We start from the raw sequence: 23600 nt of genomic DNA, 5'->3' as shown, positions 1-23600 counted from the left end.
CTGGCAGGGTGGGGGTCGTGCTGGAGATTCATACCGAGATCCGGGAGACCGGGCCTGATCGGTACGCAACACTCATCGACGGCGGTTGGGCGATCGGTTCTTCGCTCAACGGGGGTTACCTGCAGCTTCCCGTGGTGAGAGCGGTTCTCGCGGCCGAGGGTCACCCGCACCCGGTGGCCGTGACGACGGATTTCCTGACCGCCCCGCACGCCGGTGAGGCGGAGATCGTCGTCGAGCGCCTGCGTACCGGCAAGACGGTCGGTACCAGCCGGGCGACGCTGATCCAGGACGGCCAACCGGTGCTCGTGTCGTCGGTGGTGACCAGCACGCTCGACTCCAACAACCCCGATCTCGACCTCGCGCCGCCGATCGAGCTGCCGTCGCCCGACCAGTGCACCCGGATCCGGTCGGACGTCCTGCCCGACACGAACCTCGCGCTGATGGACCACGTCGACGTCCGGCTGGCGCCGGAGTTCGCGAACGTGGTGCGCGGGCGGCCGGACGGGAGCATGGCGCTGCGGGGGTGGGCGAGGATGGTCGACGGGCGCGATCCCGACCCGCTGGTATGCCTCCTGGCCGCCGACGCGTTCCCGCCGGTGACGTTCACGCTCGGGCGCTACGGCTGGGCGCCGACCGTGCAGATGACGACGTATCTGCGGGTGTTGCCGGCGCCGGGCTGGCTCCGGGCCGAGCTGCGCGGGCGCGTGCTCGCGTCGGGCTGGTTCGACGAGGACTGCACGATCCGCGACTCGGCCGGCCGCCTGGTCGCGCAGTCCCGCCAGATCGCCCGCATCCCCCGAGTCCCGCTCCCTCCCGAGCCGGAAGAGGACGAGGAGTAACAAGAAGGCCCGCGCTTCGCGCGGGCCTTCCGGAGTTCAGGAGCCTCTACGGGCTCCGCTGCCGAACAATATGTCGTCCCAGCTCGGGAGATCGGCTTTGCGGCCCCGGCCGCTGCCGGACTTGGGCGGCTCCGGACGGCCGGACTGGCCGGTCGGCGGGGTGCCGACGCCGGTCGGGTCGAGTCGCTCCCGCCAGTCGCTGCGCCCGGTGATGCCGCTGCCACCGCCGCTGGTCGGCGCCGCCTCGGCGGGCACGTCACCGCGACGGCCGGCCGGACGTCGGGGGTCGTCGCCCCACGGGTCCGGGCGACGGACCTCGTCCGGGCGCGCCCCGCTCGCCGGGCGGGGATCGTCGAGCCAGCCCGCACCGCGCAGACCGTCCCGTCCGGACGCCGCCGGAGCGGTGCCTTCGCTCTGATCCGGCGCACCGGGGGCAGCAGCCGGAGGCAGCCCCGTCCCGGGGATACCGGGCCGGTTCGGAACGCCGGGCCGGTTCACGGGCCCAGCGAGCCCCGGCCGACCGGCCGGACCGGGCGAACCGACGCCCGGCGGGTTCGGCGCTCCGGCCGCGGGCGTGCCCGGCATCGCCGGGGCCGAGAGACCGGCCGCGGGCAGACCAGGCCCGGGCGTACCCGGACCCGGCACGCCAGGTCCGGCCGGGGCGCCGGGGCGAGCCCCACCGGGGGCCTGCTCGCCGGGTGCCGGTAGGCCGGGCGCCGACAGTCCGGGGTGGACGTCCGGGCGGCGCGGAGCGCGGAGATCGTCGAAGCGGGGGTCGAGCGCGCGGCCACGGCCACTGTCTCGGGCAGCCTGGCGCAGGTCGCCGCGGCCCTCGCGCGGGAGCTCCCGGGGTACCTCCCGAGCCGGTGCCGACGCGGCCGCCGCCTCCGCGGCCGCGGCCGCCGCCGCGGGCTCGTCCCGACGGCGCTCGTCGCGCCTGCGCAGCATCGAGAGCGCCGGAACGACCGGGCCTTCCTTCGGGTCGGCGTCGTCGGGCAGCTGACCGGCCCGGATGCCGAACGGCAACATCTGCTCGTCCGGCGCGATCAGCAGATCCTGCTCGCCGGACAGGAAGTTCGCCATCTCGTCGACCGGGGTGACCATCGACCGGCTCCGGTCGAGGTCCCAGATCGCGTGCGCGGTTGCCTTACCGGACGGCCAGGTCGCGGTCGTGCGCCAGCCGCCGTCGTCGCGCCGGTAGCTGTCCCAGGCCACGGTCTCGACGTCGACGCCGTGCGCACGGAGGCGCCCGTCGACGACGTCGGCCAGGGTCTGACCGCTGTCGGCGCCCCGCAGCCGGGTACGGCGAGCGAGCTGCGCCATCGCGGCCCGCTCCTGGAGCACGGGCCCGGCGAAGCGCAGGACCTTCTCCATCGGAACGTTCGCGAGTCGGGCCACGTGCTCGGCCGACTCGCCGGATCGGATCCTGGACTGAATGTCGCGCGGAGTCAGTGTCGCCTCCACATCCATCGATAGCTGACCGGGTGTACCGGATCGCTCTCGCTGAACGGCGGCGATCACCTGGTCGTCGATGGCGAGCGAAAGCATCCGCCCGACCTCGTCGGTCAGAATCATGGCCTGCCCGTCAGCGGAGAGCGCGACGAACCGCAACGGTCGCATTGCGACCTCCCTCTCCAGACACCGGCGAGCGTGCCCACCATACGACGGCAGGGCTCGTATGCCCCGCATACCACGCCGTACGGGCGCGCCGTTCTCCGGCAAGTCCTACGGTACGACCAATACGTCCAGTTTGTCCGCCCCGACGCGCCGTCAGCGGGTCGCGAGTGCACTCACGGTGTAGTCGATGCAGGCCGTCAGGGCCGCGATGTCGGCCGGGTCGATGCCCGGGAACATCGCGATCCTCAGCTGGTTCCGACCGAGCTTCCGGTACGGCTCCGTGTCGAGAATCCCGTTGGCCCGCAAGGCTTTCGCGACCGCGGTCGCGTCCACCGGCTCGTCGAAGTCGATCGTGCCGACGACGTTCGACCGCTTGGCCGGGTCCTTGACGTACGGGGTCGCGAACGCCGACGCCTCGGCCCACTCGTAGAGCGTGCGGGCCGACTCCGCGGTGCGCGCGGTCGTCCAGGCCAGACCGCCCTGCTCGTTGAACCAGTCCACCTGCTCGGCGGCGAGGAAGATCGTCGTCAGCGCCGGGGTGTTGTAGGTCTGGTCCTTGCGCGAGTTGTCGATCGCGGTGACCAGGTCGAGGAACGCCGGGATGTACCGCCCGGACGCGCTGATCTCGTCGACCCGGGCCAGCGCGGCCGGGGACATGATCGCGAGCCAGAGCCCGCCCTCGCTGCCCAGCCCCTTCTGCGGCGCGAAGTAGTACACATCCGACTGAGCGACGTCGACCTGGAGTCCCGCCGCCGCGGACGTTCCGTCGTGCAGCATCAGGTGATCGCCGGGCACCCGCGACACCGGGATCGCGACGCCGGTCGAGGTCTCGTTGTGCGGGGTCGCGTAGACGTCGACGCCGCCCTCGGGCTCGAACACCGGAGCGTCGCCGGGCGCGGACTCGATGATCGTCGGGTCGCCCAGGAACGGCGCGATCTTCGCGGCCTTGGCGAACTTCGAGCCGAACTCTCCGAAGGAGAGGAACTGGCCGCGGTCGCGGATCAGCCCGAAGACCGCGGCCTCCCAGAACGCCGTGGTGCCGCCGACGCCGAGCACGACCTCGTACCCGTCGGGGAGCCGGAACAGCTCGCTCAGCCCGGCCCGCAGCCGCCCCACCTGGTTCTTCACGGTCGCCTGCCGGTGCGAGGTGCCGAGGAAGCTACGGCCGGTCGCGACGAGCGCGTCCACGGCCTCGGCGCGCACCTTCGAGGGGCCGGAGCCGAACCGTCCGTCGGCCGGCAGCAACTCGGCGGGGATCGTGACGCTCACGGTGCTCCTTCGTGGGGGTTCGGGGTTCGGGGTTCGGTGGAAAAACGCTGAGGGCGGGCCGCCGGTTCGGCGCCCGCCCTCAGAACCGTACGGCTTACTCGCTGCGCTTGATCGTGTCCCAGCCCTCGACCTCTTCGGGCTTGCGGGGGCCCGGGCCGGTGTAGAGCGCCGACGGGCGTACCAGCTTGTTCAGGTTCTTCTGCTCGACCACGTGCGCCGACCAGCCGGCCGTCCGCGCGCAGCTGAACATCGACGTGAACATGTGCGCCGGTACCTCGGCGAAGTCGAGCACGACCGCCGACCAGAACTCGACGTTCGTCGCCAGCACCCGGTCGGGGCGGCGCGCGTGCAGCTCGGCCAGCGCGGCCTTCTCCAGCGCCTCGGCCACCTCGAACCGGACGCTCCCGAGCTCCTTCGCGGTCTTCCGCAGCACCGCGGCCCGCGGGTCCTCGGCCCGGTAGACCCGGTGGCCGAAGCCCATCAGCCGCTCACCCTTGTCGAGCGCGTTCTTCACCCACGCGTCCGCGTCGCCGGACTTCTCGACCTCGTCGAGCATCTTGAGGACGCGCGAGGGCGCGCCGCCGTGCAGCGGTCCGGACATCGAACCGACGGCCGACGAGATGCAGGCCGCGCAGTCGGCCCCGGTGCCGGCGGCGACCCGGGCGGTGAACGTCGAGGCGTTCAGCCCGTGCTCGGCGGCCGAGATGAAGTACGCGTCGACGGCCTTGACGTGCTTCGGGTCGGGCTCGCCGCGCCAGCGGATCATGAACCGCTCGACGATCGTCTGCGCCTTGTCGATCTCCCGCTGCGGGACGGCGGGCAGGCCGATGCCGCGAGCCGACTGGGCGACGAACGAGAGCGCGGTGACCGAGATGCGGGCCAGGTCTTCGCGGGCCTGCTCGGGGCCGATGTCGATCAGCTGCTTGAGGCCCCAGTACGGCGCCAGCATCGCGATCGCGGCCTGCACGTCGACGCGGATGTCACCCGAGTGCACCGGCACCGGGAACGGCTCGGCCGGCGGGAGACCGGGGCCGAACTTCCCGTCGACCAGCAGCGCCCAGACGTTCCCGAAAGAAACCTTCCCGACCAGGTCCTCGATGTTCACGCCGCGGTACCGCAGCGCGCCCCCGTCCCGGTCCGGCTCCGCAATCTCGGTGTGGAAGGCGATGACGCCTTCGAGCCCCGGTTTGAAGTCCGACATGCTGGCTCAGCTCCCAGTGGTCTTCGGTGGCGGTACGCCCCGGCCGGCTCGACCGGCGGCAGGCGGTAGCCGACCACCAGTCGGGAACGTTTCTGCCATCTTCCTACCGTTCCCGGGTGGTCCGCGAGGGAAGACCGCTCCAAGCCCATTGTGATCGTGTCGCAGCCCACATCCTTGGACGACACGACGGGGACATATCACGGTCATGAAGCCGTAAGACCCGCATATGGTTGCGTGGGCCATGAAAATCGTGCCCGGGGCGGAGGAAAAGTGGACCTGTCACAGGTCGGCGGGATGCGCGTGGGATACGACCGGGCCGCCCTCTCCGAGGAGTCGCTGGCCGACACCTGGTTCGCGCAGTTCAGCCTGTGGTTCGCCGAGGCCGCCGTGGCCTCGGAGATCGTCGAGCCGAACGCGATGATCGTGGCCACCGCGGCCGCGAACGGGACGCCCAGCGCCCGCACGGTGCTGCTCAAGGACGCCACCGAGCACGGGCTGGAATTCTTCACCCACTACACCTCGCGCAAGGGCCGGGAGCTCACCGAGAACCCGCGGGCCACGCTGCTGTTCCCGTGGCACCCACTGCAGCGTCAGGTGAACGTCGCCGGCATCGTCCACCGGGTCGACGAGGCCGAGTCCGACGCCTACTGGCGCACCCGGCCGCGCGGGTCGCAGCTCGGGTCGGCGGCCAGCCCGCAGTCGCGCGTGGTGCCGAACCGGGCCGCGCTGGAGAACGCCGAGGCCGCCCTGGCCGCCGAGCACCCCGACGACGTCCCCCGCCCGGCGACCTGGGGCGGGTTCCGGGTCGTGCCGTACACGGTCGAGTTCTGGCAGGGCCGCCCCGACCGGCTGCACGACCGGCTGCGCTACCGCCGGGACGGCGAGACCTGGGTCGTCGAACGGCTGGGCCCGTGAGCTCTCCGGAAGAGACCCAGGTCGCGGCCGCTCCCCCGAAGGAACTGCCCCGCTGGCGCCGGATCCTCGTCGACACCACCCCGCTGAAGCTCGGGCCGTACCGGCGGCTGTTCACCGGGCAGAGCGTCTCGTTCATCGGCTACCAGGTGACCGCGGTCGCGGTTCCCGTACAGATGTACGCGATCACCGGCTCGTCGTTCTGGGTCGGCATGCTCGGCCTGGCCGCGTTGATCCCGCTGATCCTGTTCGGGCTCTGGGGCGGCGCGGTCGCGGACGCCGTCGACCGGCGCACGCTGCTGCTGATCTCGTCGGTCGTGCTGTGGGTCGCGACCTGTGCGCTCGTCGTCCAGGCGCTGGCCGGCGTCGACAGCGCCTGGCTGCTGCTCGCGCTCACCGCGGTGCAGTCGGCCGGGTTCGCGGTCAGCGGGCCGACCCGGAGCGCGATCATCCCCCGGCTGGTTCCGCGCGAGCAGGTGCCGGCGGCGAACACGCTCAACTTCACCGCGAGCAACTTCGGCACGGTCGTCGGGCCGCTGCTGGCCGGCGTCGTGCTGGCCCGCTGGTCGTACGCGGTGGCCTACGGCGTCGACGCGGTGCTGTTCACGATGGCGCTCTACGCTGCCTTCCGGCTGCCGCACCTGGAGCCGACCGGCGAGCGGGTCAGCCCCGGGCTACGTGCGGTCGGCCAGGGGCTGGCGTTCATCGTGCTCAAGCCGGTGCTGCTGATGTCGTTCGCGGTCGACATCATCGCGATGGTGTTCGCGATGCCCCGCGCGCTGTTCCCGCAGGTCGCCGACGACTGGTTCGGCGGCGGGGCCGCGGTCGGGTGGCTGTTCGCGGCGACCGCGATCGGCTCGGTGCTGGCCGGTCTCTCGTCCGGGTGGATCGGGCGGGTGCGGCGCCAGGGCGTTGCGCTGACGCTCGCGGTGATGGGCTGGGGGGTCGCGGTCGCCGCCGCCGGGCTGGCCCGCAACCTCTGGCTCGCCGTCGTGCTGCTGGCCGTGGCCGGGGCCTCGGACCTGGTCTCGGCCGTCTACCGGCAGACGATCCTGCAGGTCTACGCCCCGGACGAGATGCGCGGCCGGATGCAGGGCGTGTTCACGGTCGTGGTGGCCGGCGGTCCGCGCCTGGGCGACCTGCGAGCCGGCGCCACCGAGTCCTGGCTCGGTCCGACCGTGGCCTGGGTCGGTGGCGGCCTGCTCTGCGTCGTGCTGGTCGCGGTGCTGGCGGTGTCGGTGCCGAAATTCTGGCGCTACGACGGCACGACTACGGGATCAACACCGTAGAGCCGGTCGTCGCCCGCGACTCCAGCGCCCGGTGGGCGTCGGCCGCGTCGGCCAGCGGGAAGCGCTGGCCGATGTTCGGGTCGATCACGCCCGACTCGACCAGCCCGAACAGCTCGGCCGCGGCCGAGCGCAGCTCCTCCGGGTCGGCGACGTAGGTGCCGAGCGTCGGACGGGTCACGTACAGCGACCCCTTGGCGGCCAGAATGCCCAGGCTGACGCCGGTCACCGGCCCGGACGAGTTGCCGAACGACACCATCAGCCCGCGCGGGCGCAGGCAGTCGAGCGAGTTCTCGAACGTCTCGGCGCCGACCGAGTCGTAGACGACCGGCACGCCGGCGCCGTCGGTGAGCTCCCGAACCCGCTTCGCGACGTCGAGAGACCGGTACAGGATCGTCTCCTGGTAGCCGTTCTCGATCGCCAGCTTCGCCTTGTCGTCGCTGCCGACCGTCCCGATCGCCCGGACGCCGAGGTGGCGCAGCCACTGCCCGGCGATCAGCCCGACGCCACCCGCGGCCGCGTGGAACAGCACGGTCTCGCCCGACTGCACCGGGTACGTGCGGCGCAGCAGGTACCAGACGGTGAGCCCCTTGAGCAGCACCGCGGCGGCGGCCTCGTCGGTCACGCCGCCCGGGACCGGCACCAGGCAGCTCGCCGGGACGTTCTGCGCGGTCGCGTACGCGCCCAGCGGCCCGGTCGCGTGGGCCACCCGGTCACCCGGCGCCAGGCCGGTGACGCCCTCGCCGACGTCGGTGACGACGCCGGCCGCCTCGCCGCCGAGCCCGGTCGGCAGCTCGACCTGGTAGAGGCCGGTGCGCTCATAGGTGTCGCGGAAGTTCAGACCGGCCGCGGTGATCCGGATCCGCACCTCGCCCGGGCCGGGCGGCGGCAGCTCGAGCTCCTCGTGCCGCATCACCTCGGGGCCGCCGGTCTCGTAGATGCGGATGGCGCGCTCAGCCATGTCTGCCTCCTGTCACGGTAGGAGCACCGTAGCCCCGACCGTCGCCCGCGATTCGAGTGCTTCCTGGGCCTTCCCGGCGTCCGCCAGATCGAACCGCTGACGCAGGTTGGGCCGGATCACCCCGGCGTCGACGAGACCGAACAGCTCCGACGCGGCGGCGCGCAGCGTCGTCGCGTCCGGAAGGTAGTCGGCCAGCCGCGGACGGACGACCGACAGGGAGCCCTCCAACGCCGACAGGTCGACGCCGGTGACCGGGCCGGAGATCGCGCCGAACGAGACCAGCAGGCCGCGGGGCCGCAGCGCGGCCAGCGACATCTCGAACGTGGCCGCACCGATCGGGTCGTAGACGACCGGCACCCCGGCGCCGTCGGTCAGGTCGTGGGCGCGGGCCGCGAGGTCGTCGGTGCGGTAGAGGACGACCTCGTCGTAGCCGTTCTCGACCGCGAGCCGCACCTTGTCGGCCGACCCGACCGTGCCGATCGCCCGGGCGCCCAGGTGGCTCAGCCACTGCCCGGCCAGCAGGCCGACGCCGCCGGCCGCGGCGTGGAACACGACGGTCTCGCCGGCCTGCACCGGATATACCTGGCGGAGCAGCGCCCAGGCCAGCAGGCCCTTGTCGAGGACCGCGGCCGCGTCCTCGTCGGAGATCGCGTCCGGAACCGGGACGACCGCGGTGGCCGGGACGTTGCGCACCGACACGTAGGCGCCCGGCGGCCCGGCCGCGTACGCGACGCGCTCCCCCACCGCGAACCCGGCCCGCCGCCCCGCCGCCTCCACGACGCCGACCGCCGAGCTCCCGGGAACCGTCGATAAGCGGGCCCGGAGGTCAGCGAAGCTGAGCGCGACCGCGGTCTGCCGGATCCGGACCTCGCCCGGGCCGGGCGGCGGGATCTCGATCGGCTCGGGCGCCAGGCCATTCGACTGCACCACGATCGCGTAGTCGCGCATCGCACCAGCGTAAGCCGGTTGCGGCCGCATTCCCTACCAGTGAGGGGGAGATTACACGGCCTGGACGACGACGCTCAGATCGCGCACCAGATCCGCGTAGCCCTGCTCGCGGGCGTCGTCGGGCATCCGCAGGATCGCCGACGGGTGGATCGTGATCAGCGCCTGGATGTTCTCGTACGGCATCAGGTGACCGCGGTCCCTGGTGACCCGGTACTGCGAGCCGAGCAGCGCCTTCACCGCGGTGGCGCCCAGGCAGACCACGATCTGAGGCCGCACGGCGGCGATCTCGGCCCGCACCCACGGATTGCAGGCCTTGATGTGCTCGGGCAGCGGGGTCTGGTGGATGCGTCGCTTACCGCGGAGCTCGAACCGGAAGTGCTTCACCGCGTTCGTGACGTACACCGCACCGGCCGGGAACCCCGCTTCGGCGACCGCGCGCTGCAGCAGCTTGCCCGCCGGACCGACGAACGGGACGCCCTTCTGGTCCTCGACGTCACCCGGCTGTTCGCCCACGAGCAGCACTTTCGCGTCCGGGTTGCCGCTGCCGAAGACGGTCTGGGTCGCCGGAGCGTGGAGCTCGCACGCGGTACAGCCCGCGGCCGCCGACTTGAGGGCAGAGAGGTCCGCTTGGGCGGGGATGAGAGTGCTGGCGTCCATCGCCCGATATCGTGCCCCGGATGGAGTGCAGTATGCATTCCTATTGGTATGACTGGCCCCCGACGATGTGGAGGCGCGATGACGGCGCGGTGGAACACCCCGTCCGGACATCAGTGGACGATCGAGGCGGGTACCCAGCGTGTGACGCTGGTCGAGATCGGTGGTGGTATCCGCGAGTACACGGTGAACGGACGAGACGTCCTGGCCGGATATCCGGCTGACGCGATGGCGTCGAAGGGTGTCGGGCAGATCCTCGCTCCGTGGCCCAACCGGATCAGGGACGGCAAGTACACGTTCGACGGCCGCGACCACAAGCTCGGCTGGGACGAGACCGACAAGCGCACCGCGATCCACGGCCTGGTCCGCTGGGAGCTGTGGGACCGCATGGACCACACCCCCACCGCGGTGACGCTGGCCCGCACGATCCAGCCGCGTCCGGGCTACCCGTTCGCGCTCGTGCTGCGGGTGCACTACTCGCTGGGCAAGGACGGGTTGAAGGTCGAGCACCAGGCGGTCAACGCCGGTCCGACCCCGGCGCCGTTCGGGCTCGGCATCCACCCGTTCCTGACGATCGGCGGGGAAGCGCTCGACGCGGCCACGCTGACGCTGCCGGCCGGGAAGCGGGTCCTCGTCGACGACCGGCTGCTGCCGACCGGCGAACTCGAGGACGTGACCGGCACCGAGTGGGACTTCCGGTCGGGCCGCACGCTCGGCGGCGTCTCGCTCGACACCCCGTTCGTCGTCACCGAGCGCGGTTCGGACTCCCTCGCGGTCAGCGAACTGGTGGACGCCGAGGGCCGCGGCGGGCAGCTCTGGCAGGACTCGTCGTTCGGCTGGGTGCAGGCCTACAACGGGATCGGGCCGAGCGGTGTCGCGAACCACGCGGTGGCGGTGGAGCCGATGACGTGCCCGCCGGACGCGTTCAACTCCGGCGAGGGCCTGATCACGCTGGCTCCGGGCGAAAAATGGACCGGTACCTGGGGCGTCAGGCCCCTCTGACCGCCTCGAAGCGGCGGAGCGTCTCCTGGCGCTCCGCCGCGTGGTCGACGATCGGTTCCGGGTAGCCCTCGGGCTGGGTTTCCAGGGTCCAGGGCTCGTGGACCGCGGCCCCGGAAACGTCGGCCAGCTCCGGCACCCAGCGGCGGACGTACCCGCCCTCCGGGTCGAACTTCTTGCCCTGGGTCACCGGGTTGAACACCCGGATGTACGGGGCCGCGTCGGTGCCGGTGCCCGCCACCCACTGCCAGCCGTGGTTGTTGCTGGCGTAGTCCCCGTCGACCAGGTGGTCGAGGAAGTGCGCGGCCCCCCGCTGCCACGGCAGGTGCAGATCCTTCACCAGGAACGACGCGGTGATCATCCGGACCCGGTTGTGCATCCAGCCGATCTCGAGCAGCTGTCGCATCCCGGCGTCGACGATCGGGAAGCCGGTGCGGCCGGCCGCCCAGGCCTCGAACTTCGCGTCGGCCGACTTCCCGGAGTCGGTGTGGATGCTCCCGACCCGCTGGTCCAGCGACTCCCACAGGCTCGACGGACGGTGGAACACGACGTCGGCGTAGAACTCCCGCCAGCAGATCTCGTTGCGGAACGTGTCGGCGCCCGAGCCCCGGCGCTTCGCCAGCTCGGCGAGGATCGTCCGCGGGTGCAGTTCGCCGTACTTGAGGTTGACCGAGATGCGCGAGGTGCCGTCGCGGTCTGGCCGGTTCCGCTCGTCCGCGTAACCCGCCAGCCCGTCGTCCAGGAAGTCGGCGAACCGCTTCCGGGCGGCGTCCTCACCGGCCTCGGGCAGGTCGACGTCGGGCAGGTCGGGGACGTCCGGCAGGCCGCCCGACTTGGCCTTCCGCCAGTTCGCGTTCTTCGGCGCGGCCACCGGCGCGCGCCACCCGTGCTCGCGCCAGGCCCGGGAGAACGGGGTGAAGACCCGGTAGGGCGTGTCGTCGGGCTTCCGGATGCGGCCCGGCGCGATCGCGTACGGGGAGCCGGTGCGGTGCAGCGTGGCCCCGTGGCTCGCCAGCGCCTTCTCGACCCGTTGGTCGCGGGCCGCGCCGTACGGGCCGTAATCGGCGGCGATGTGCACCTCCTCGGCGCCGATCTCGGCCACCAGCCGCGGGATCTCCTCCTCCGGCTTGCCGTGGCGGATCACCAGGTGGCCGCCGAGCGATTCGTCGAGCGCCCGGAGCGACCGCGCCAGGTGGCTCGTCCGCGGGCCGCCGGACGCCCGGAACGGCACCGGGTCCAGCACGAATACCGGCTGCACCCCGTCGTCGCCGGCCGCGCTCACGGCGGCCAGCAGCGCCGGGTTGTCGGACAGGCGCAGGTCACGACGGAACCAGAAGACCGTTGGCGACATGCGCCCGATCTTCACCCGGACGCACCGATCGCGCGAGTCGAGACAGCTACTCCGAGTAACGCTCACGTTACGAATTGCAGAAATGACCGGACGGAGGAGGCCTCCCCCGCCTGGTCGGCACTCCGGGACGTGCGGCGCTCGCTAGGCTGAACCGACGGTGGCTGGGGACGAAAGGAGCGTAAGGACCGTGATATTCAAGGCGGTCCGGGACGGGAAGCCGTACCCCGACCACGGTCTGTCGCTGCGCGAGTGGGCTCGGATACCGCCCCGTCAGGTCCGGCTCGACCAGCTGGTGACGACCAAGCGGGAGCTCGCCCTGGACCGGTTGCTGGCCGAGGACTCGACGTTCTACGGCGACCTGTTCCCGCACGTGGTCGAGTTCGACGGCGCCCTGTACCTGGAAGACGGGCTGCACCGCGCCCTTCGGGCCGCGCTGCAGCAGCGCACGACCATGCACGTCCGCGTCCTGATTCACGAAGAACTGGCGGACGCCAAGGCCGAGGACGCTTCGGTGTCGGCTTAGCGGGTCGCCCGGCGGAGGCGATAAGCGCCCCAGATCACCAGCAGCAGCACGGCGATCAGCGCGAGGTCGACCCAGAACGGGGCCGGCCACGGCATCGGCCGGGACGAGTCGCCGCCCATCCGGTCCTCGACGACCAGCTGCCCGGCGACGTCGACGTGGCGCGAGCCCGGGGGCAGCGACACCAGCGTCCGCCGCCGGCCCGACGGCGTCAGGCCGAGCAGGTCGGCGTCGTCGACCGCGCCGTAGTCCGTCTCCTCGGCCGGGTCGCCGTCGACGGTCAGCTCGCCCAGGCCGTCGATGCTGACGTCGTTCGACGCGTGGTAGCGGACGACGGCCAGCTCGCCGGTGTCGGTCTGGCCGAGCACCCGGATCGTCGAGCCGGTCAGCCGGTCGAACGAGCCGGTCCGCGGGGCCCCGGTGGTGGCGTCGATCTCGTCGATCTGCCAGGTCCGGTCGTCCAGGTCGTCGGCGTCGCAGCGCTTGCTGCAGCCGGACATCGTGAGCACCGCGATCCGGGTGCCGTCCCCGCTCCAGGCGCCGATCCCGGCGATTCGGCGGTCGGGACCGAGCCGGGCGAGCGGGCGGGCGGCCCGGGACTTCACGTCGACGACCGAGATCGCGTCGCCGATCTGGACCGCGACCTCGCGTCCGGTCGGCGAGAACGCGGCCAGCTGAGCGCGGTGGACCGGCGCGGTGCCCAGGTTCGCCAGCCGGCTCACCTCGCCGGTCGCGAGGTCCATCAGGTCGAGTTCGCCGCCGGGCCAGGGCCCGTGTTCGGGCGGGGACGCGACCTGGACCAGGATCTTCCGGCCGTCCGGCGAGAACGCGACCGGCCGCGCGGTGCCGGTGGCCGGCACGGTCATCCTTCTCGTCCGGCCCGACTCCAGGTCGGTGAACCAGATCGCCGGGTCGCGGCTGCCGGTCGTCGTCGCGGCCGGGCTGCCCGACGCCGTCGGGACCGGCCGGGGGATCCCGTCGGCGATCGTCGTCCCGTCCGGCGAGAGCAGGACGTCCTCCCCGGCCTCGACGTCGGTCCGGTAGCGCTGGGTGCGGTAGGTGCCGCCGACCACCGCGACCTTGCCCCGGTACGTGACCCCGCGCATGCCCCAGCCGTCGCCGCTGACCAGCACCGTGGCCGGCCCCGGGGGCGACTTCTCGACGGTCTGCTGCCAGCCGAACGGCTGGAACACCTTCGCCGGGGCGGTTCGCTCCTTCTCGGCCACCGACTTGCTGCTGCCGTAGCCGGCGATCGCCACCAGCAGCAGGGCCACGCAGATCGTGATCGCGAGAGTGACCAGTCCGCGTAAGAACTTCACAACTCAGACACCAGCGGAACGTCGAGCAGCTCGGCCACCGAGACCGGGTCGTCGCCGCCGAGGATCGGCACCCGGCCGTCGAGCGCGTCCAGGCGCCAGGGCTGGTCGAGGATCGCGACCTGGTCGGTGTCGGCGACGGCGTCGGGGGCGACCCGGACGTGGGCCGGGGCCTCCACCCGGGCGCCCGCCAGCGCCTCGGCGATCCGGGCGTAGACCAGCGGAACGATCTGCGGCACCGCGGTGCGGTCGGCGTCGGCCAGGCGGCGCAGCAGGTCGTTCGGGTCGGCGGCGATCGCGTCGAGCAGGCCGGTGCGGCAGCCCAGCAGCGGCAGCAGGGCCTGATCGACGTCGTCCGGTGCCACGTCGTACAGGCCGTCGAGGTCGAACGCGTCGCCGGTGCGGAGTTCGCCGGGCGCGCGGCCGTCCAGGATCGGCTCCCGGGCCAGCCACCAGCGGGTGTAGGCCGGGACCTCGATCCGGCGGCCGTCCGGCGTCAGCGCGTAGGCGGTCGCGTTCAGAACCTCGCGGGGCGGGCCCTCGGCCAGCAGCTGCAGGGCGACCGGCCACTGGTCTTCGTCGACCAGGTCGAGGTCGCGGATCGCGCGGAAGCTCTCGATCCGGGTGCCGGGCGGCGCGCCGACGGTTCCGGTCGGGTCGATCGCCTCGATCACCGCGTCGGCCCACTCCTCCAGGCCGTCGAGGTCCAGGTCCGCGTCGTCCGCGCCGAGGTCGGCCAGGTCGACGACGTCGATGTCGTCGGCGTCGAGGACGGTGAACGTGGTCAGGCAGCCGACCGCGGCCAGCACGTCGGGACCGTGGGCGGCCAGCACGTCGTTGGCGAAGTCCTCGTCGACGACGCCGAACGGGGCGTCGTCGGTGCCCATGCCGGCGAAGACCCTGGTCAGCGGCGAGCCGGGTACGACCAGTTCGCCGGCCGGGTACCAGTCGTCGTCGGCCGGGAGCGCGAGCTCGGCCAGCCAGGGCTCGTCGCCCGGGCGGATACCGGCCGCGGCGACGAGCGCGAGGATCGCTTCGGCCAGCGGTTCGGGCTCGTCGGCGTCGAGAGAGTCGGCGACGGCGGCCCGGACGCGTTCGTCGGCCAGGATCGTGCCGACGGTGGCCGGGCGGGCGCCGAGGCGGGTCAGCAGGTCGCTGCCGACCGCGTCGGGGTGGACGACCCGGAGGCCGAGCGGGGCGAGCGTGTCGGGGGCGATCGCGGCCAGGTCCGGTCCGGGGAGCAGCGCGCCCCGCACGCCGGTGACCGTGCGTCCGTCGGTGAGCGGGACCGGGAGCGCGGCGAGCGCGTCCAGGTCGGCGCTCGCGGGTTCGAGGGCGTGGTAGAGGTCGCCCCACCAGGGGGCCGGCCGATCGAGGCCGGCCACGGCCTCGACTACGTCGGCGACCGTCAGCCGCCGGACGCCGAGCGCGTCCAGCGCCGGCGCGGCCGCGCGGCTGGACCAGTCGGCGGGCAGCAACCCGGGGACGACCCCGGCCAGCGCGCCGGCGAGGAGGTCGGCGGTGGCCGCGAGCTCGGAGGTGACCGTGACCGCCCGCGTCGGCGCCACCCGATCCCACACGGCGGCCGAGTCGGCGGTCGGCGCGGCCGAGTCGGCGGTCGACGAGAGCGGGTCGGGCTCCGCGGGCGGGGTGAGGCCGAAGGCGTCGCCGAGGCCGGAGGCAAGTAACGCGACCTCGTCGTCCGACCACGGCAGAACCGCGTCGGGGACCGGCTCCAGCGGCAGGAACTCCGCTTCGCGGAGACCGGCCAGCACCAGCGAGCAGATCGCCGCGTCGAGCGGAGCCCGGCCCAGGCCCGGCCGGGGCACCAGCGCGAGCGTCTCGACGGCCGGCGGCGCGGCCGTGATCAGCGCGACCACCGTGTCGGCGGCCCGGGCGGCGAGCCAGTCGGTGAGCGCGCCCGGGGCCACCCGGCGGCGCGAGACCTCCAGCGGGAACGTCGCGGCCAGGTGGATCGGCAGCGAGAGCGGCTCGTCGGTCGGCGACGGAGCGTGCAGAACCGTGTCGCCGCTGAGACGGCGACCCAGCGGAATCGCGGCCAGCGTCGAATACCGGGCCAGGGCCGCCCGCTCCTCCAGCGGACGCTCGGCCAGCAGCTCCGGCGGCACGTCGCCCTGGTCGGACGACACGAGCCACGTGGTCACCTCGCCGTTCGAGGCCAGCGACACCGTGTTGCCGACCGACCCGGCCCGCTCGATGACCCGCTCGGCGCCGTCGACGGCGATCTCGAGCCGGGTCAGCCCGGGGAACGCGAACAGCAGCGTCGGCTCGACGTCGGCGAGCATGGCCCGCACCCGCTCGATCGCGTCCGGCCGCACCGGCAGCCGTACCTCGGTGTCGTAGCCGGCCGTCGGCGGCTCGTCGGCCGGCCAGGCCAGCCGCAGGACCGGCACCGCCCCGCCCCGCCGGGCGAGCTCGGCGGCCGGTGCGCCGCCGAGCGCCGATACCTCGGCCCGGGTCTGCTCGGCCGAGAACCGCACCCCACCGGCGCTGGATCGCACTTCGGGGGCGTCGCTGACCGCGAGCACGGCCGCGAACCCGACGCCGAAGCGACCAACGGTGCCGGGCTCCCTGACGTCGGTCTTGGCTGACGCACGCAGCGAGGTGAGGCCGTCCACTCCGGCCGCGTCCAACGGCGAACCGGTGTTGGCGACCGACAGGACGCCGTCGACGTACGAGAAACGCAGCGAACCGGGGACGCCGGCGCGCGCGGCCGCATCGGACGCGTTCTGGGCGAGCTCCACCACCAGACGGTCGGCATAACCGCCGAGGCCACCGCGGACGAGCTCCTCCTCCGCGTTGGCGTCCTCCCGGAACCGGGTCGCGACACCGGCCCAGGAGGCGAGAACGGCGGCCCGCCGTTCCGCCGTCCCGAAGGAATCCATCAGCCGTGGCCGAGAGGCTCGCCGTCGGTGTCTTCCACCGAGCCGGGCGTGTGCGCGGTGCGGATGACCTCGAGGTCGTCGTCGAGCGCCATCGGCGCGGGCGGCACCGGCGGCGCCGGCTCGACCAGCGCCTCGGAGTGCGCCCCACAGCCGTGGTCGGCCGAGACGACCCGGCCGTCGTCGGGCGCGAACAGGTTGCCGCAGGCCCCGAACAGCCCGCCGAGCGAACCGGCCAGCTGCAGGTAGAAGCCGCAGCTGCCGCACCGGGCCGGCGCGGCCTTGGCCAGCTCGCTCTCCGGGCCGGAGGTGCCGGTGTACCAGCGGTCGGCGGTCTCCTCCCGGCCCAGCCGGCTCATCACCCGCGGTCGCCCGAACCCGATCTCGTACTCGACCTCGGCGACCTCGGGGTCGTCGGAGAGCACGTACCCGGGCACCAGCCGGTCGTCGTCGGGCGCGGTCGGCAGCAGATCGCCGACGCCGAGGTCGCCGGGGCGCAGCCGCTCGCTCCACGGCACCCACTCGGGCGCCAGCAGCGCGTCGGAGCCCGGCAGCAGCGCGACCTCGCTGACCGTGACGTGCTTCGAGCGCGGGACCCGGGTCACGGTGACCGACCAGTACCAGCCCGCGTAGCCGGGCTGGAGCGCGGCGAACCGGTGGGTCACCAGCCGCTCGCCGTCGGCGCTGACCGCGACCGGGTCGCCGACCATGTCGCCGCCGACCTCTACGGCGGCTTCGCGGGCCAGGTCGGTGGCCTGCGCGCAGACCGTGTCGAGCTTGATGGCGCGGGGCGTCCGCCGCGCACGTGGGGTGTCAGCGGCCTCTGGGTTCCCGGTCACCACACCGTCCTCGGTCGACTCAGCTGCCGCGGGACGGTTCACCGTGCGGGTCGTCACAGTATTCATTCTTCCTCACGAGCCTCGCGAGGAGGGAACCCGGTCTCCTATCGGCGTGTAGTGCAGTTTTGGCACCGAACTCAATCGACGCGACATCGTCCGGACGGATGAACCCTCCCCCGGTAGGTGACTGTGGGGCCTCCGCGTGGGTAACGATGGAGGCGTGGTAGCGGACAACGAGGTGCGGAAGGGCTCCCGGGGCCCCGTTGCGACCGCGTGGTGCCGAGTGCAACGAGCCCGGAACGCGGACGGCGCCGACCAGACCGGGCTGCACAAGATGTTCGACCTGCACGCGCTCTCGTGCGCCGGTGACGCGCTGGTGGCGATCGGCCTGGCCGGGACCATCTTCTTCGACGTGCCGGTGGGCGAGGCCCGGACCCGGGTCGCGCTCTACCTGCTGATCACGATGGCGCCGTTCGCGCTGCTGGCCCCGCTGGTCGGGCCGGTGCTCGACCGGTTCCGGCACGGACGCCGCTGGGCGCTGGCCACCACGATGCTGGCCCGCGGGTTCCTCGCGTTCGCGATCGCCGACCAGATCGACACCTGGGTGCTCTACCCGGCCGCGTTCGGCGTGCTGGTGATGTCGAAGTCGTACGGGGTCGCGCGGTCGGCGGCGGTGCCCCGGCTGCTGCCCCCGCGGATCACGCTGGTCGAGGCGAACGCCCGCGGCTCGCTGGCCGGGACGATCTTCGGCGGTATCGCCGGTGCGGTCGGCGCCGGGCTGGCGACGTTCGGGCCGGGCTGGCCGCTGCGCCTGGCCACGCTGCTGTTCTTCGTCGGGATGGTGCTGTCGCTGCGGTTGCCGTCCGGGGTCGACTCGGACAAGCCCGAGGTGCCGCCCCGGGTGTTCGCGCTGCTCGCCCACCGCGAGGCGCTGCGGCTGTGGAACCTGCCGGTCTGGGCCGCGATCACCGCGGGCGGGACGCTCCGCGCGATGTACGGCTTCATCGCGCTGTTCGTCGCGTTCCGGGCCCGTGAGGACGACCTCCTGCTGACGCCGGTGGCGGCGCTGGGCGCGGTGGCCGGTGCGCTGGCCGCCGGCGCGTTCGTGGCCACGCTGATCGGTACCCGGCTGAAGCTGCGCCGTCCGCTGCTGCTGGGGGCGATCGCGGTCAGCGGGGTCGCGCTGGGCGCGATCGCGGCCGCGATCTTCTACTCGCTGCCCGCCGTGCTGGTGCTGGCGTTCGGGACCGCGCTGGCCAGCGGCCTGGCCAAGCTCGCGGTGGACGCGGTGATCCAGGAGCGGCTGCCCGACGAGTCCCGAGCGAGCGCGTTCGCCCACTCCGAGACGATGCTCCAGCTGGCCTGGGTGAGCGGCGGCGCCCTGGGGCTGGTCCCGGTGGCCGGCCCGTGGGGGCTGTTCGCGGTCGGGCTCGTGGTCGGCGCGGTGGCGCTGCGCGTCGGCTCCTGGGCCTGGACCGCCCACCGGGCCGAGGTCTCCCCGGCGTCCGCCCCGAGCGAGTGGTCCCAGCAGGCCGTTGGCTAACCTCGGGACATGCGTCTGACGAAGCGTGGCGTCGCGATTGCGCTGGCTGCGGCCACTCTCGGGCTGGTCGCCGCGTGCGACAAGCCGGCTCCCTACGCGACCGTGGTCAGCGACGGCGACTCCGCCGGCGGCGAGGCCACGGCCTGGTGCTTCGAGAACGGCACGTTCAACGCGTCCTCGCCGAGCTCGGACTGCAAGGCCGGTCCGGCCAACGCCGGGACGATCACCGTGAAGCCGGGCGGCAGCGTCGAGGTCGACGTCCCGCCGAACGTCGGTGAGGACGGCTGGACGGCCGCGCTGGCCAGCTCGGACGGCAACCTGGCGCCGGTGTCGTTCGTCCGCCAGGGCACCTCGTACATCCGGTTCACGGTCCCGAACGACGCGACCGGCAGCACGACGTACGTCCTCGAGCTGCTCGCGCTGCACCCGGGACAGAACGCGGAGAAGGCCCGCGGCCTCTGGCGGTTCGTGCTCGACGTCGCATGAACCTGCTGGTGGTGACCGCCGTCCAGGCCGAACTGGACGCCCTCGGCGTCGACGGGCTGGTGGGCGGGGTGGGGCCGGTCGCGGCCGCGGTGAGCACCGCGATGGCGCTGGGCTCCGGGACGTACGACCTGGTGCTCTCCACCGGGCTGGCCGGCGGCTTCGCCGGACGCGCGCCGATCGGCTCGATCGTCGTCGCCGACACCGTCCGCTGGGCCGACCTGGGCGCCGACACCGACGAGGGTTTCCTCGACCTGGCCGGGCTGGGCCTGGCCGGCGGTGACGTGCTGGCCTCGCCGGGCGGGCGCTGGGTCACCGACGCGCTCGACCTGCCGGTGCTGACCGGCGAGATCCTGACGCTCTCGACGATGACCGGCACCGACCGCCGGGGCGCCGAGCTGGCGTCGGTGCACCCGTCCGCGGTGGCCGAGGCCATGGAGGGCTACGGGGTCGCCTGGGCGGCCCAGGCCGCCGGGGTGCCCTGGGCCGAGCTCCGGGCGATCAGCAACCTGGTCGGACGCCGCGACCGCAGCGCCTGGAACATCCCGCTGGCGTTCGAGTCGCTGCGCACCGCGGTGGCCGCTCTGGTGAGAGCTACGGTTGACTCGTGACGATGCGGATGGCGTTCTCCCCCTGCCCGAACGACACGTTCGTCTTCGACGCGATGGTGCACGGCCGGATCCCCGGCACCCCGCCGGTGGAGGTGGACTTCGCCGACGTCGACGTCACCAACGGCGCGGCCGAACGCGGTGAGTACGACCTGGTGAAGGTGTCGTACGCAGCGCTGCCCTGGCTGCTCGACCAGTACACGCTGCTGCCCTGCGGTGGCGCGCTGGGCCGCGGGTGCGGGCCGCTGGTGCTCACCCGGGGTTCGGACTCGGTGGCCGGCAAGGTCGTGGCCGTCCCGGGCGACCGCACCACCGCCTACCTGCTGTTCCGGCTCTGGTCGGCCGACGAGCCGCCGGCCGAGGTCGTCGTCCGGCCGTTCCACGAGATCATGCCCGCGGTCGCGGCCGGCGAGATCGACGCCGGCCTGGTGATCCACGAGGCCCGGTTCACCTACCAGCGCTACGGCCTGCACTCGGCGAAGGACCTCGGCGACTGGTGGGAGTCGACGACCGGCCTGCCGATCCCGCTCGGCGCGATCCTGGCCCGTAAAGACCTGGCGTCCCGGGTGGGCATCACCCCGGCCGAGGCCGCCCGGCTCGTCCGCGCGTCGGTCGAGGCCGCCTGGGCCGATCCGTCGCTCAGCCGGGAGTACGTCCTCGCGCACGCCCAGGAGATGGAGGACGACGTCGTCGACCAGCACATCGGGCTGTACGTGAACGAGTTCACCCGGGACCTGGGCGACGACGGTTACGCGGCGGTCGACGCGCTTCTGGGGCGGGCCGCCGAAGCCGGGCTCGTGCCACGTGTCACCATTCCGAGGCTTGCTTCTGTCTAGGCCTAGCCCGTCCGACTGACTCGGAGTAGCAGTGGAGACCATCCCGGCGACGGCCCCCGCCCCCGCCACCGAGCCCCCACCGCTGCTCCCGGCTCGTCGCCGGCACGGCGTGCTTCTGCTGGCGTTCGTCGTCGTCGCCTGGGTACTGCCCGGCCTCACGCACCGGCTCCACGCGGACGCCGTCCTGCCGGTGCTGTTGCTGCTGGGCATCGCGTCCCTGCTCCGGGGCGGGCGGACGATCCTCGACCGGCTGGCGCTGGCGCTACTGATGCTGCTGGGCGCGGTGAGCGTGGCCGGGCTGGTCTTCTCGATCTGGCCGTGGGGGCTCGACCCGGTGCCGGTCGCCCGGGCCGGGTTCTTCACGCTGATCGCGGCCGGGCTGGTGAGCAGGCGGTGGCCGTCTCTTCCGCTGCGCACGTCGTGGGCCGACGCTCTGGTGCTGGCCGGAGGCGTTGGCCCGGCGCTCTACCTCTGGTCGTCGTTCTGGGGCAAGCCCGCGACCGAGCGGCTGGCCATGCTGGTCGGCGCCGAGGATCTGGCCCGGCACTTCACGATCTTCGACACGATCCGCACGGTCGGCGGGTACCTGCCGTTCCACCGGGACGAGATCACCCGCCGGGTCATCCCCGGTGTCGTCGATTACCCGCAGGCCTCACACCTGTTCAGCGCGCTGATGGACAACTTCGTCCGGTCGTCCACCGACCCGGGCGACGGCTGGGTGGCGTTCGACCACTACCTGGCCTGGAACCTCGTCGGGTACGGGATCCTGGCGTTCGCGCTGGTCTGGGGCGTGCGCTGGGTCGCCGGGCCGGCGCTGCGGGGCTGGCGGCTGGTGGCCGCGGTCTCGGTGATCGCGGCCTGCACCGGCGGCGGCTACTTCGTCTCGCTGTTCGGCAGCGGGTACCCGAGCGAGGCGATGGGCCTCTCGCTGCTGGCCATGGTGTTCGCGCTGGCCGCCCGCCCGGTGCGGGGACCGAAGGAGCAGGCGCTGCTGCTCGCGGCGGGCGTCGTCGGGATCAGCTTCACGTACTACTTCTTCGCGCCGGTCGCCTGCGCGGTCGTGCTGGCCTGGGCGTGTTTCTACTGGCGCTTCCGGTGGGGCAGCCTGGCGATCGCGGTCGTCGCGGCGCCACTGGTGCTGGCCTGGCCGGTGATCTCGCTGCGCTCGGGGGTGTCGCCGGGGCGGGCGCTGCTGCCCGACGTCGGCATCCCGGAGATCGACCGGCGGTGGCTCGTCGCGCTGTGCGTGCTCGTGCTGCTGGGGACCGTGCTGCGGCGGGCCGGGCGACGGAACCCGGTCTGGCGCTCGGTGGGTTCGCAGCTGCTGATCAGCCTGCTGATGGTGGCGGCGATCGGGCTGTACCAGTGGGACCGCACCGGCGGCGTCTCGTACTACTTCGAGAAGTCGCTGCACGCGGTGCTGGTGTGCGCGTTCGTCGGCCTGGGCGCGGTGTCGCTGCTGCTGCCCCGGGTGCGGTTCCCGATCGGGGCCGCGCCGGTCCGGTGGTTCGTGACGTTCGCGCTGCCGGCCGGGGCGTCCGGGCTCGTCGTCGCGTTCGCGTTCGGGTTGTTGGTGCCGAACTCGATGCTGCACACGCGGACGTCCGAGCGCGGTGGCGTGACCGAGCCGGCGGCCGGCACCAGCCGGGGGCGGACGTTCCACGCCGCCCGGCTCTGGCGGCCGAACGACGGCAAGGGCACCGTGAACACCTACCGGGCGTTCCCGAACGGCGACGACGGCACGGTGACGATCATCCTCACCGGGTACCGGCTGTACACGCCGTCGCTGTTCCTGGCCGCGCTGCGGCGGCAGGGCGGCGAGGCGGCGCTGCCGGTCGGCGGGCTGAACGGGGCTCGGGGCATCAAGACGGTCGAGCACGTCGCCGAGGTGAGCCCGAAACCGGTGCGGTTCGTGATCTCCGACGCCCGCGACGATCTGCTCCGTGGCCTCACGGACATCCAGCGCCGGCGCCCGGAACTCGAGATCCAGATCGTCCGCCTACCGGCCGCCGACGTCCCCAACCCCCAGAAGCTCCCGCCGCCCTGGCGCTAGACCTCTAATTCGCGGGCTACGGCGTGGACCAACTCGGCGATCTTGCGGGCCGACTTGCGGTCGGGGTAGCGACCGTTGCGCAGGTCGGGCTGTACGCGGGCTTCGAGAACCTTGATCATGTCCTCGACCATCCCGTGTAACTCGTCGGCCGGACGACGGGTCTGCGCCACCAGCGACGGCAACGGATCGACGACCCGCACCGACAGCGCCTGGTCGCCCTTGCGCCCGGCGGCCACGCCGAACTCGACCCGGGTGCCGGGCTTGAGCTCCGTCACGCCCGGCGGCAGCGCGCCCTTGTGCACGAACACGTCGCCGCCCTCGTCCCGGGCCAGGAAGCCAAAGCCGCGCTCCGGGTCGAACCACTTCACCTTGCCGCTCGGCACGTCCTGACCCCGTTTTCCCCATCGCCCGATAAACAAGGGCCAGCGGTCCCCCGCTGCCCCCGCCTCAAGGCTAGCGACA

At 73.0% G+C, this 23600-nt stretch carries 21 protein-coding genes; 10 read left to right on the top strand and 11 right to left on the bottom strand.

The annotated features are described in order from the left end of the window. Positions 1–17 precede the first annotated feature (17 nt). Complete coding sequence (locus tag FL583_RS20495; RefSeq protein WP_170323764.1) at positions 18–839, top strand: thioesterase family protein; 822 nt, start codon at positions 18–20, stop codon at positions 837–839. Between the two features lie 36 nt (positions 840–875). Here the strand turns inward: FL583_RS20495 and sepH are convergent, their stop codons facing one another. The 3 genes from sepH to FL583_RS20480 all read right to left on the bottom strand — a co-directional run bounded on the left by sepH (position 876) and on the right by FL583_RS20480 (position 4926). Next, positions 876–2459 carry a septation protein SepH gene (sepH, locus tag FL583_RS42470; protein ID WP_205752305.1) on the bottom strand — a complete coding sequence of 528 codons (1584 nt, stop codon included), beginning with the start codon at positions 2457–2459 and terminating at the stop codon, positions 876–878. 150 nt (positions 2460–2609) lie between these two features. Next, the gene (serC, locus tag FL583_RS20485; RefSeq protein WP_142706310.1) at positions 2610–3725 is read right to left on the bottom strand and encodes a phosphoserine transaminase; all 1116 of its coding nucleotides are present in this window, start codon (positions 3723–3725) and stop codon (positions 2610–2612) included. A gap of 94 nt (positions 3726–3819) precedes the next feature. Then, complete coding sequence (locus FL583_RS20480) at positions 3820–4926, bottom strand: citrate synthase 2 (RefSeq protein ID WP_142706309.1); 1107 nt, start codon at positions 4924–4926, stop codon at positions 3820–3822. A gap of 294 nt (positions 4927–5220) precedes the next feature. Between FL583_RS20480 and pdxH the strand changes: the two genes are divergently transcribed. Both pdxH and FL583_RS20470 read left to right on the top strand, forming a co-directional pair. Continuing rightward, a complete protein-coding gene (gene pdxH, locus FL583_RS20475) occupies positions 5221–5841 on the top strand; it encodes a pyridoxamine 5'-phosphate oxidase (RefSeq protein WP_142706391.1) in 621 nt (206 codons plus the stop codon). Further along, the gene (locus FL583_RS20470) at positions 5838–7127 is read left to right on the top strand and encodes an MFS transporter (protein WP_142706308.1); all 1290 of its coding nucleotides are present in this window, start codon (positions 5838–5840) and stop codon (positions 7125–7127) included. The genes pdxH and FL583_RS20470 overlap by 4 nt, the downstream gene beginning before the upstream one ends. On the opposite strand, the gene FL583_RS20465 is transcribed toward FL583_RS20470, so the two are convergent. From FL583_RS20465 to FL583_RS20455, 3 genes are read right to left on the bottom strand one after another with little or no spacing between them, the layout of a single operon-like run. After that, positions 7108–8085: a quinone oxidoreductase family protein gene (locus tag FL583_RS20465; protein ID WP_142706307.1), complete on the bottom strand. Its 978-nt coding sequence runs from the start codon at positions 8083–8085 to the stop codon at positions 7108–7110. The genes FL583_RS20470 and FL583_RS20465 overlap by 20 nt on opposite strands. Before the next feature lie 12 nt (positions 8086–8097). Next, the gene (locus FL583_RS20460; protein WP_142706306.1) at positions 8098–9033 is read right to left on the bottom strand and encodes a quinone oxidoreductase family protein; all 936 of its coding nucleotides are present in this window, start codon (positions 9031–9033) and stop codon (positions 8098–8100) included. Between the two features lie 51 nt (positions 9034–9084). Continuing rightward, positions 9085–9690, bottom strand: coding sequence for a UdgX family uracil-DNA binding protein (locus tag FL583_RS20455; protein WP_142706305.1), 606 nt, complete (start codon positions 9688–9690; stop codon positions 9085–9087). A gap of 78 nt (positions 9691–9768) precedes the next feature. Between FL583_RS20455 and FL583_RS20450 the strand changes: the two genes are divergently transcribed. Further along, the gene (locus FL583_RS20450; RefSeq protein ID WP_170323763.1) at positions 9769–10689 is read left to right on the top strand and encodes an aldose 1-epimerase family protein; all 921 of its coding nucleotides are present in this window, start codon (positions 9769–9771) and stop codon (positions 10687–10689) included. Here FL583_RS20450 and FL583_RS20445 read toward each other — a convergent pair. Further along, on the bottom strand, positions 10676–12037 hold the full coding sequence (locus FL583_RS20445) for a cryptochrome/photolyase family protein (RefSeq protein WP_142706303.1): 1362 nt from the start codon (positions 12035–12037) through the stop codon (positions 10676–10678). The genes FL583_RS20450 and FL583_RS20445 overlap by 14 nt on opposite strands. Before the next feature lie 187 nt (positions 12038–12224). Between FL583_RS20445 and FL583_RS20440 the strand changes: the two genes are divergently transcribed. Further along, positions 12225–12560, top strand: a complete 336-nt coding sequence (locus FL583_RS20440) for a type II toxin-antitoxin system VapB family antitoxin (protein WP_142706302.1) — start codon at positions 12225–12227, stop codon at positions 12558–12560. Here the strand turns inward: FL583_RS20440 and FL583_RS20435 are convergent. Genes FL583_RS20435 through FL583_RS20425 form a run of 3 tightly spaced genes read right to left on the bottom strand, consistent with a single transcriptional unit; the run spans position 12557 to position 17615 of the window. Continuing rightward, positions 12557–13876, bottom strand: coding sequence for a WD40 repeat domain-containing protein (locus FL583_RS20435; protein ID WP_142706301.1), 1320 nt, complete (start codon positions 13874–13876; stop codon positions 12557–12559). The genes FL583_RS20440 and FL583_RS20435 overlap by 4 nt on opposite strands. After that, positions 13873–16779: a sacsin N-terminal ATP-binding-like domain-containing protein gene (locus tag FL583_RS20430; protein ID WP_142706300.1), complete on the bottom strand. Its 2907-nt coding sequence runs from the start codon at positions 16777–16779 to the stop codon at positions 13873–13875. Before FL583_RS20430 ends, FL583_RS20435 begins: the two co-directional genes overlap by 4 nt. After that, entirely contained in the window at positions 16779–17615 is an 837-nt protein-coding gene (locus FL583_RS20425; protein ID WP_205752303.1) for a DUF3027 domain-containing protein, read from the bottom strand. Before FL583_RS20425 ends, FL583_RS20430 begins: the two co-directional genes overlap by 1 nt. Before the next feature lie 283 nt (positions 17616–17898). On the opposite strand from FL583_RS20425, the gene FL583_RS20420 reads away from it, so the two are divergent. From FL583_RS20420 to FL583_RS20400, 5 genes are read left to right on the top strand one after another with little or no spacing between them, the layout of a single operon-like run. Next, positions 17899–19158, top strand: a complete 1260-nt coding sequence (locus tag FL583_RS20420) for an MFS transporter (RefSeq protein WP_142706298.1) — start codon at positions 17899–17901, stop codon at positions 19156–19158. Between the two features lie 9 nt (positions 19159–19167). After that, positions 19168–19644, top strand: coding sequence for a hypothetical protein (locus tag FL583_RS20415; RefSeq protein WP_142706297.1), 477 nt, complete (start codon positions 19168–19170; stop codon positions 19642–19644). Beyond that, positions 19641–20252 (top strand): futalosine hydrolase, encoded by a 612-nt coding sequence (mqnB, locus tag FL583_RS20410; RefSeq protein ID WP_142706296.1) that lies wholly within the window; start codon positions 19641–19643, stop codon positions 20250–20252. The genes FL583_RS20415 and mqnB overlap by 4 nt, the downstream gene beginning before the upstream one ends. Further along, positions 20249–21085 carry a 1,4-dihydroxy-6-naphtoate synthase gene (locus tag FL583_RS20405; RefSeq protein ID WP_142706295.1) on the top strand — a complete coding sequence of 279 codons (837 nt, stop codon included), beginning with the start codon at positions 20249–20251 and terminating at the stop codon, positions 21083–21085. Before mqnB ends, FL583_RS20405 begins: the two co-directional genes overlap by 4 nt. A gap of 31 nt (positions 21086–21116) precedes the next feature. Beyond that, positions 21117–23138 (top strand): hypothetical protein, encoded by a 2022-nt coding sequence (locus FL583_RS20400; RefSeq protein WP_142706294.1) that lies wholly within the window; start codon positions 21117–21119, stop codon positions 23136–23138. Here FL583_RS20400 and FL583_RS20395 read toward each other — a convergent pair. After that, a complete protein-coding gene (locus FL583_RS20395; protein ID WP_142706293.1) occupies positions 23135–23521 on the bottom strand; it encodes a cold-shock protein in 387 nt (128 codons plus the stop codon). The two genes, FL583_RS20400 and FL583_RS20395, sit on opposite strands and share 4 nt — an antisense overlap. Positions 23522–23600: the final 79 nt, after the last annotated feature.

Origin of the sequence: Cryptosporangium phraense (assembly GCF_006912135.1) — a bacterium.
In the GTDB taxonomy this organism is placed as follows: Bacteria; Actinomycetota; Actinomycetes; order Mycobacteriales; family Cryptosporangiaceae; genus Cryptosporangium; species Cryptosporangium phraense.
The sequence above is the reverse complement of the archived record's forward strand: the minus strand, read 5'-3'. Positions and strand labels throughout refer to the sequence as shown.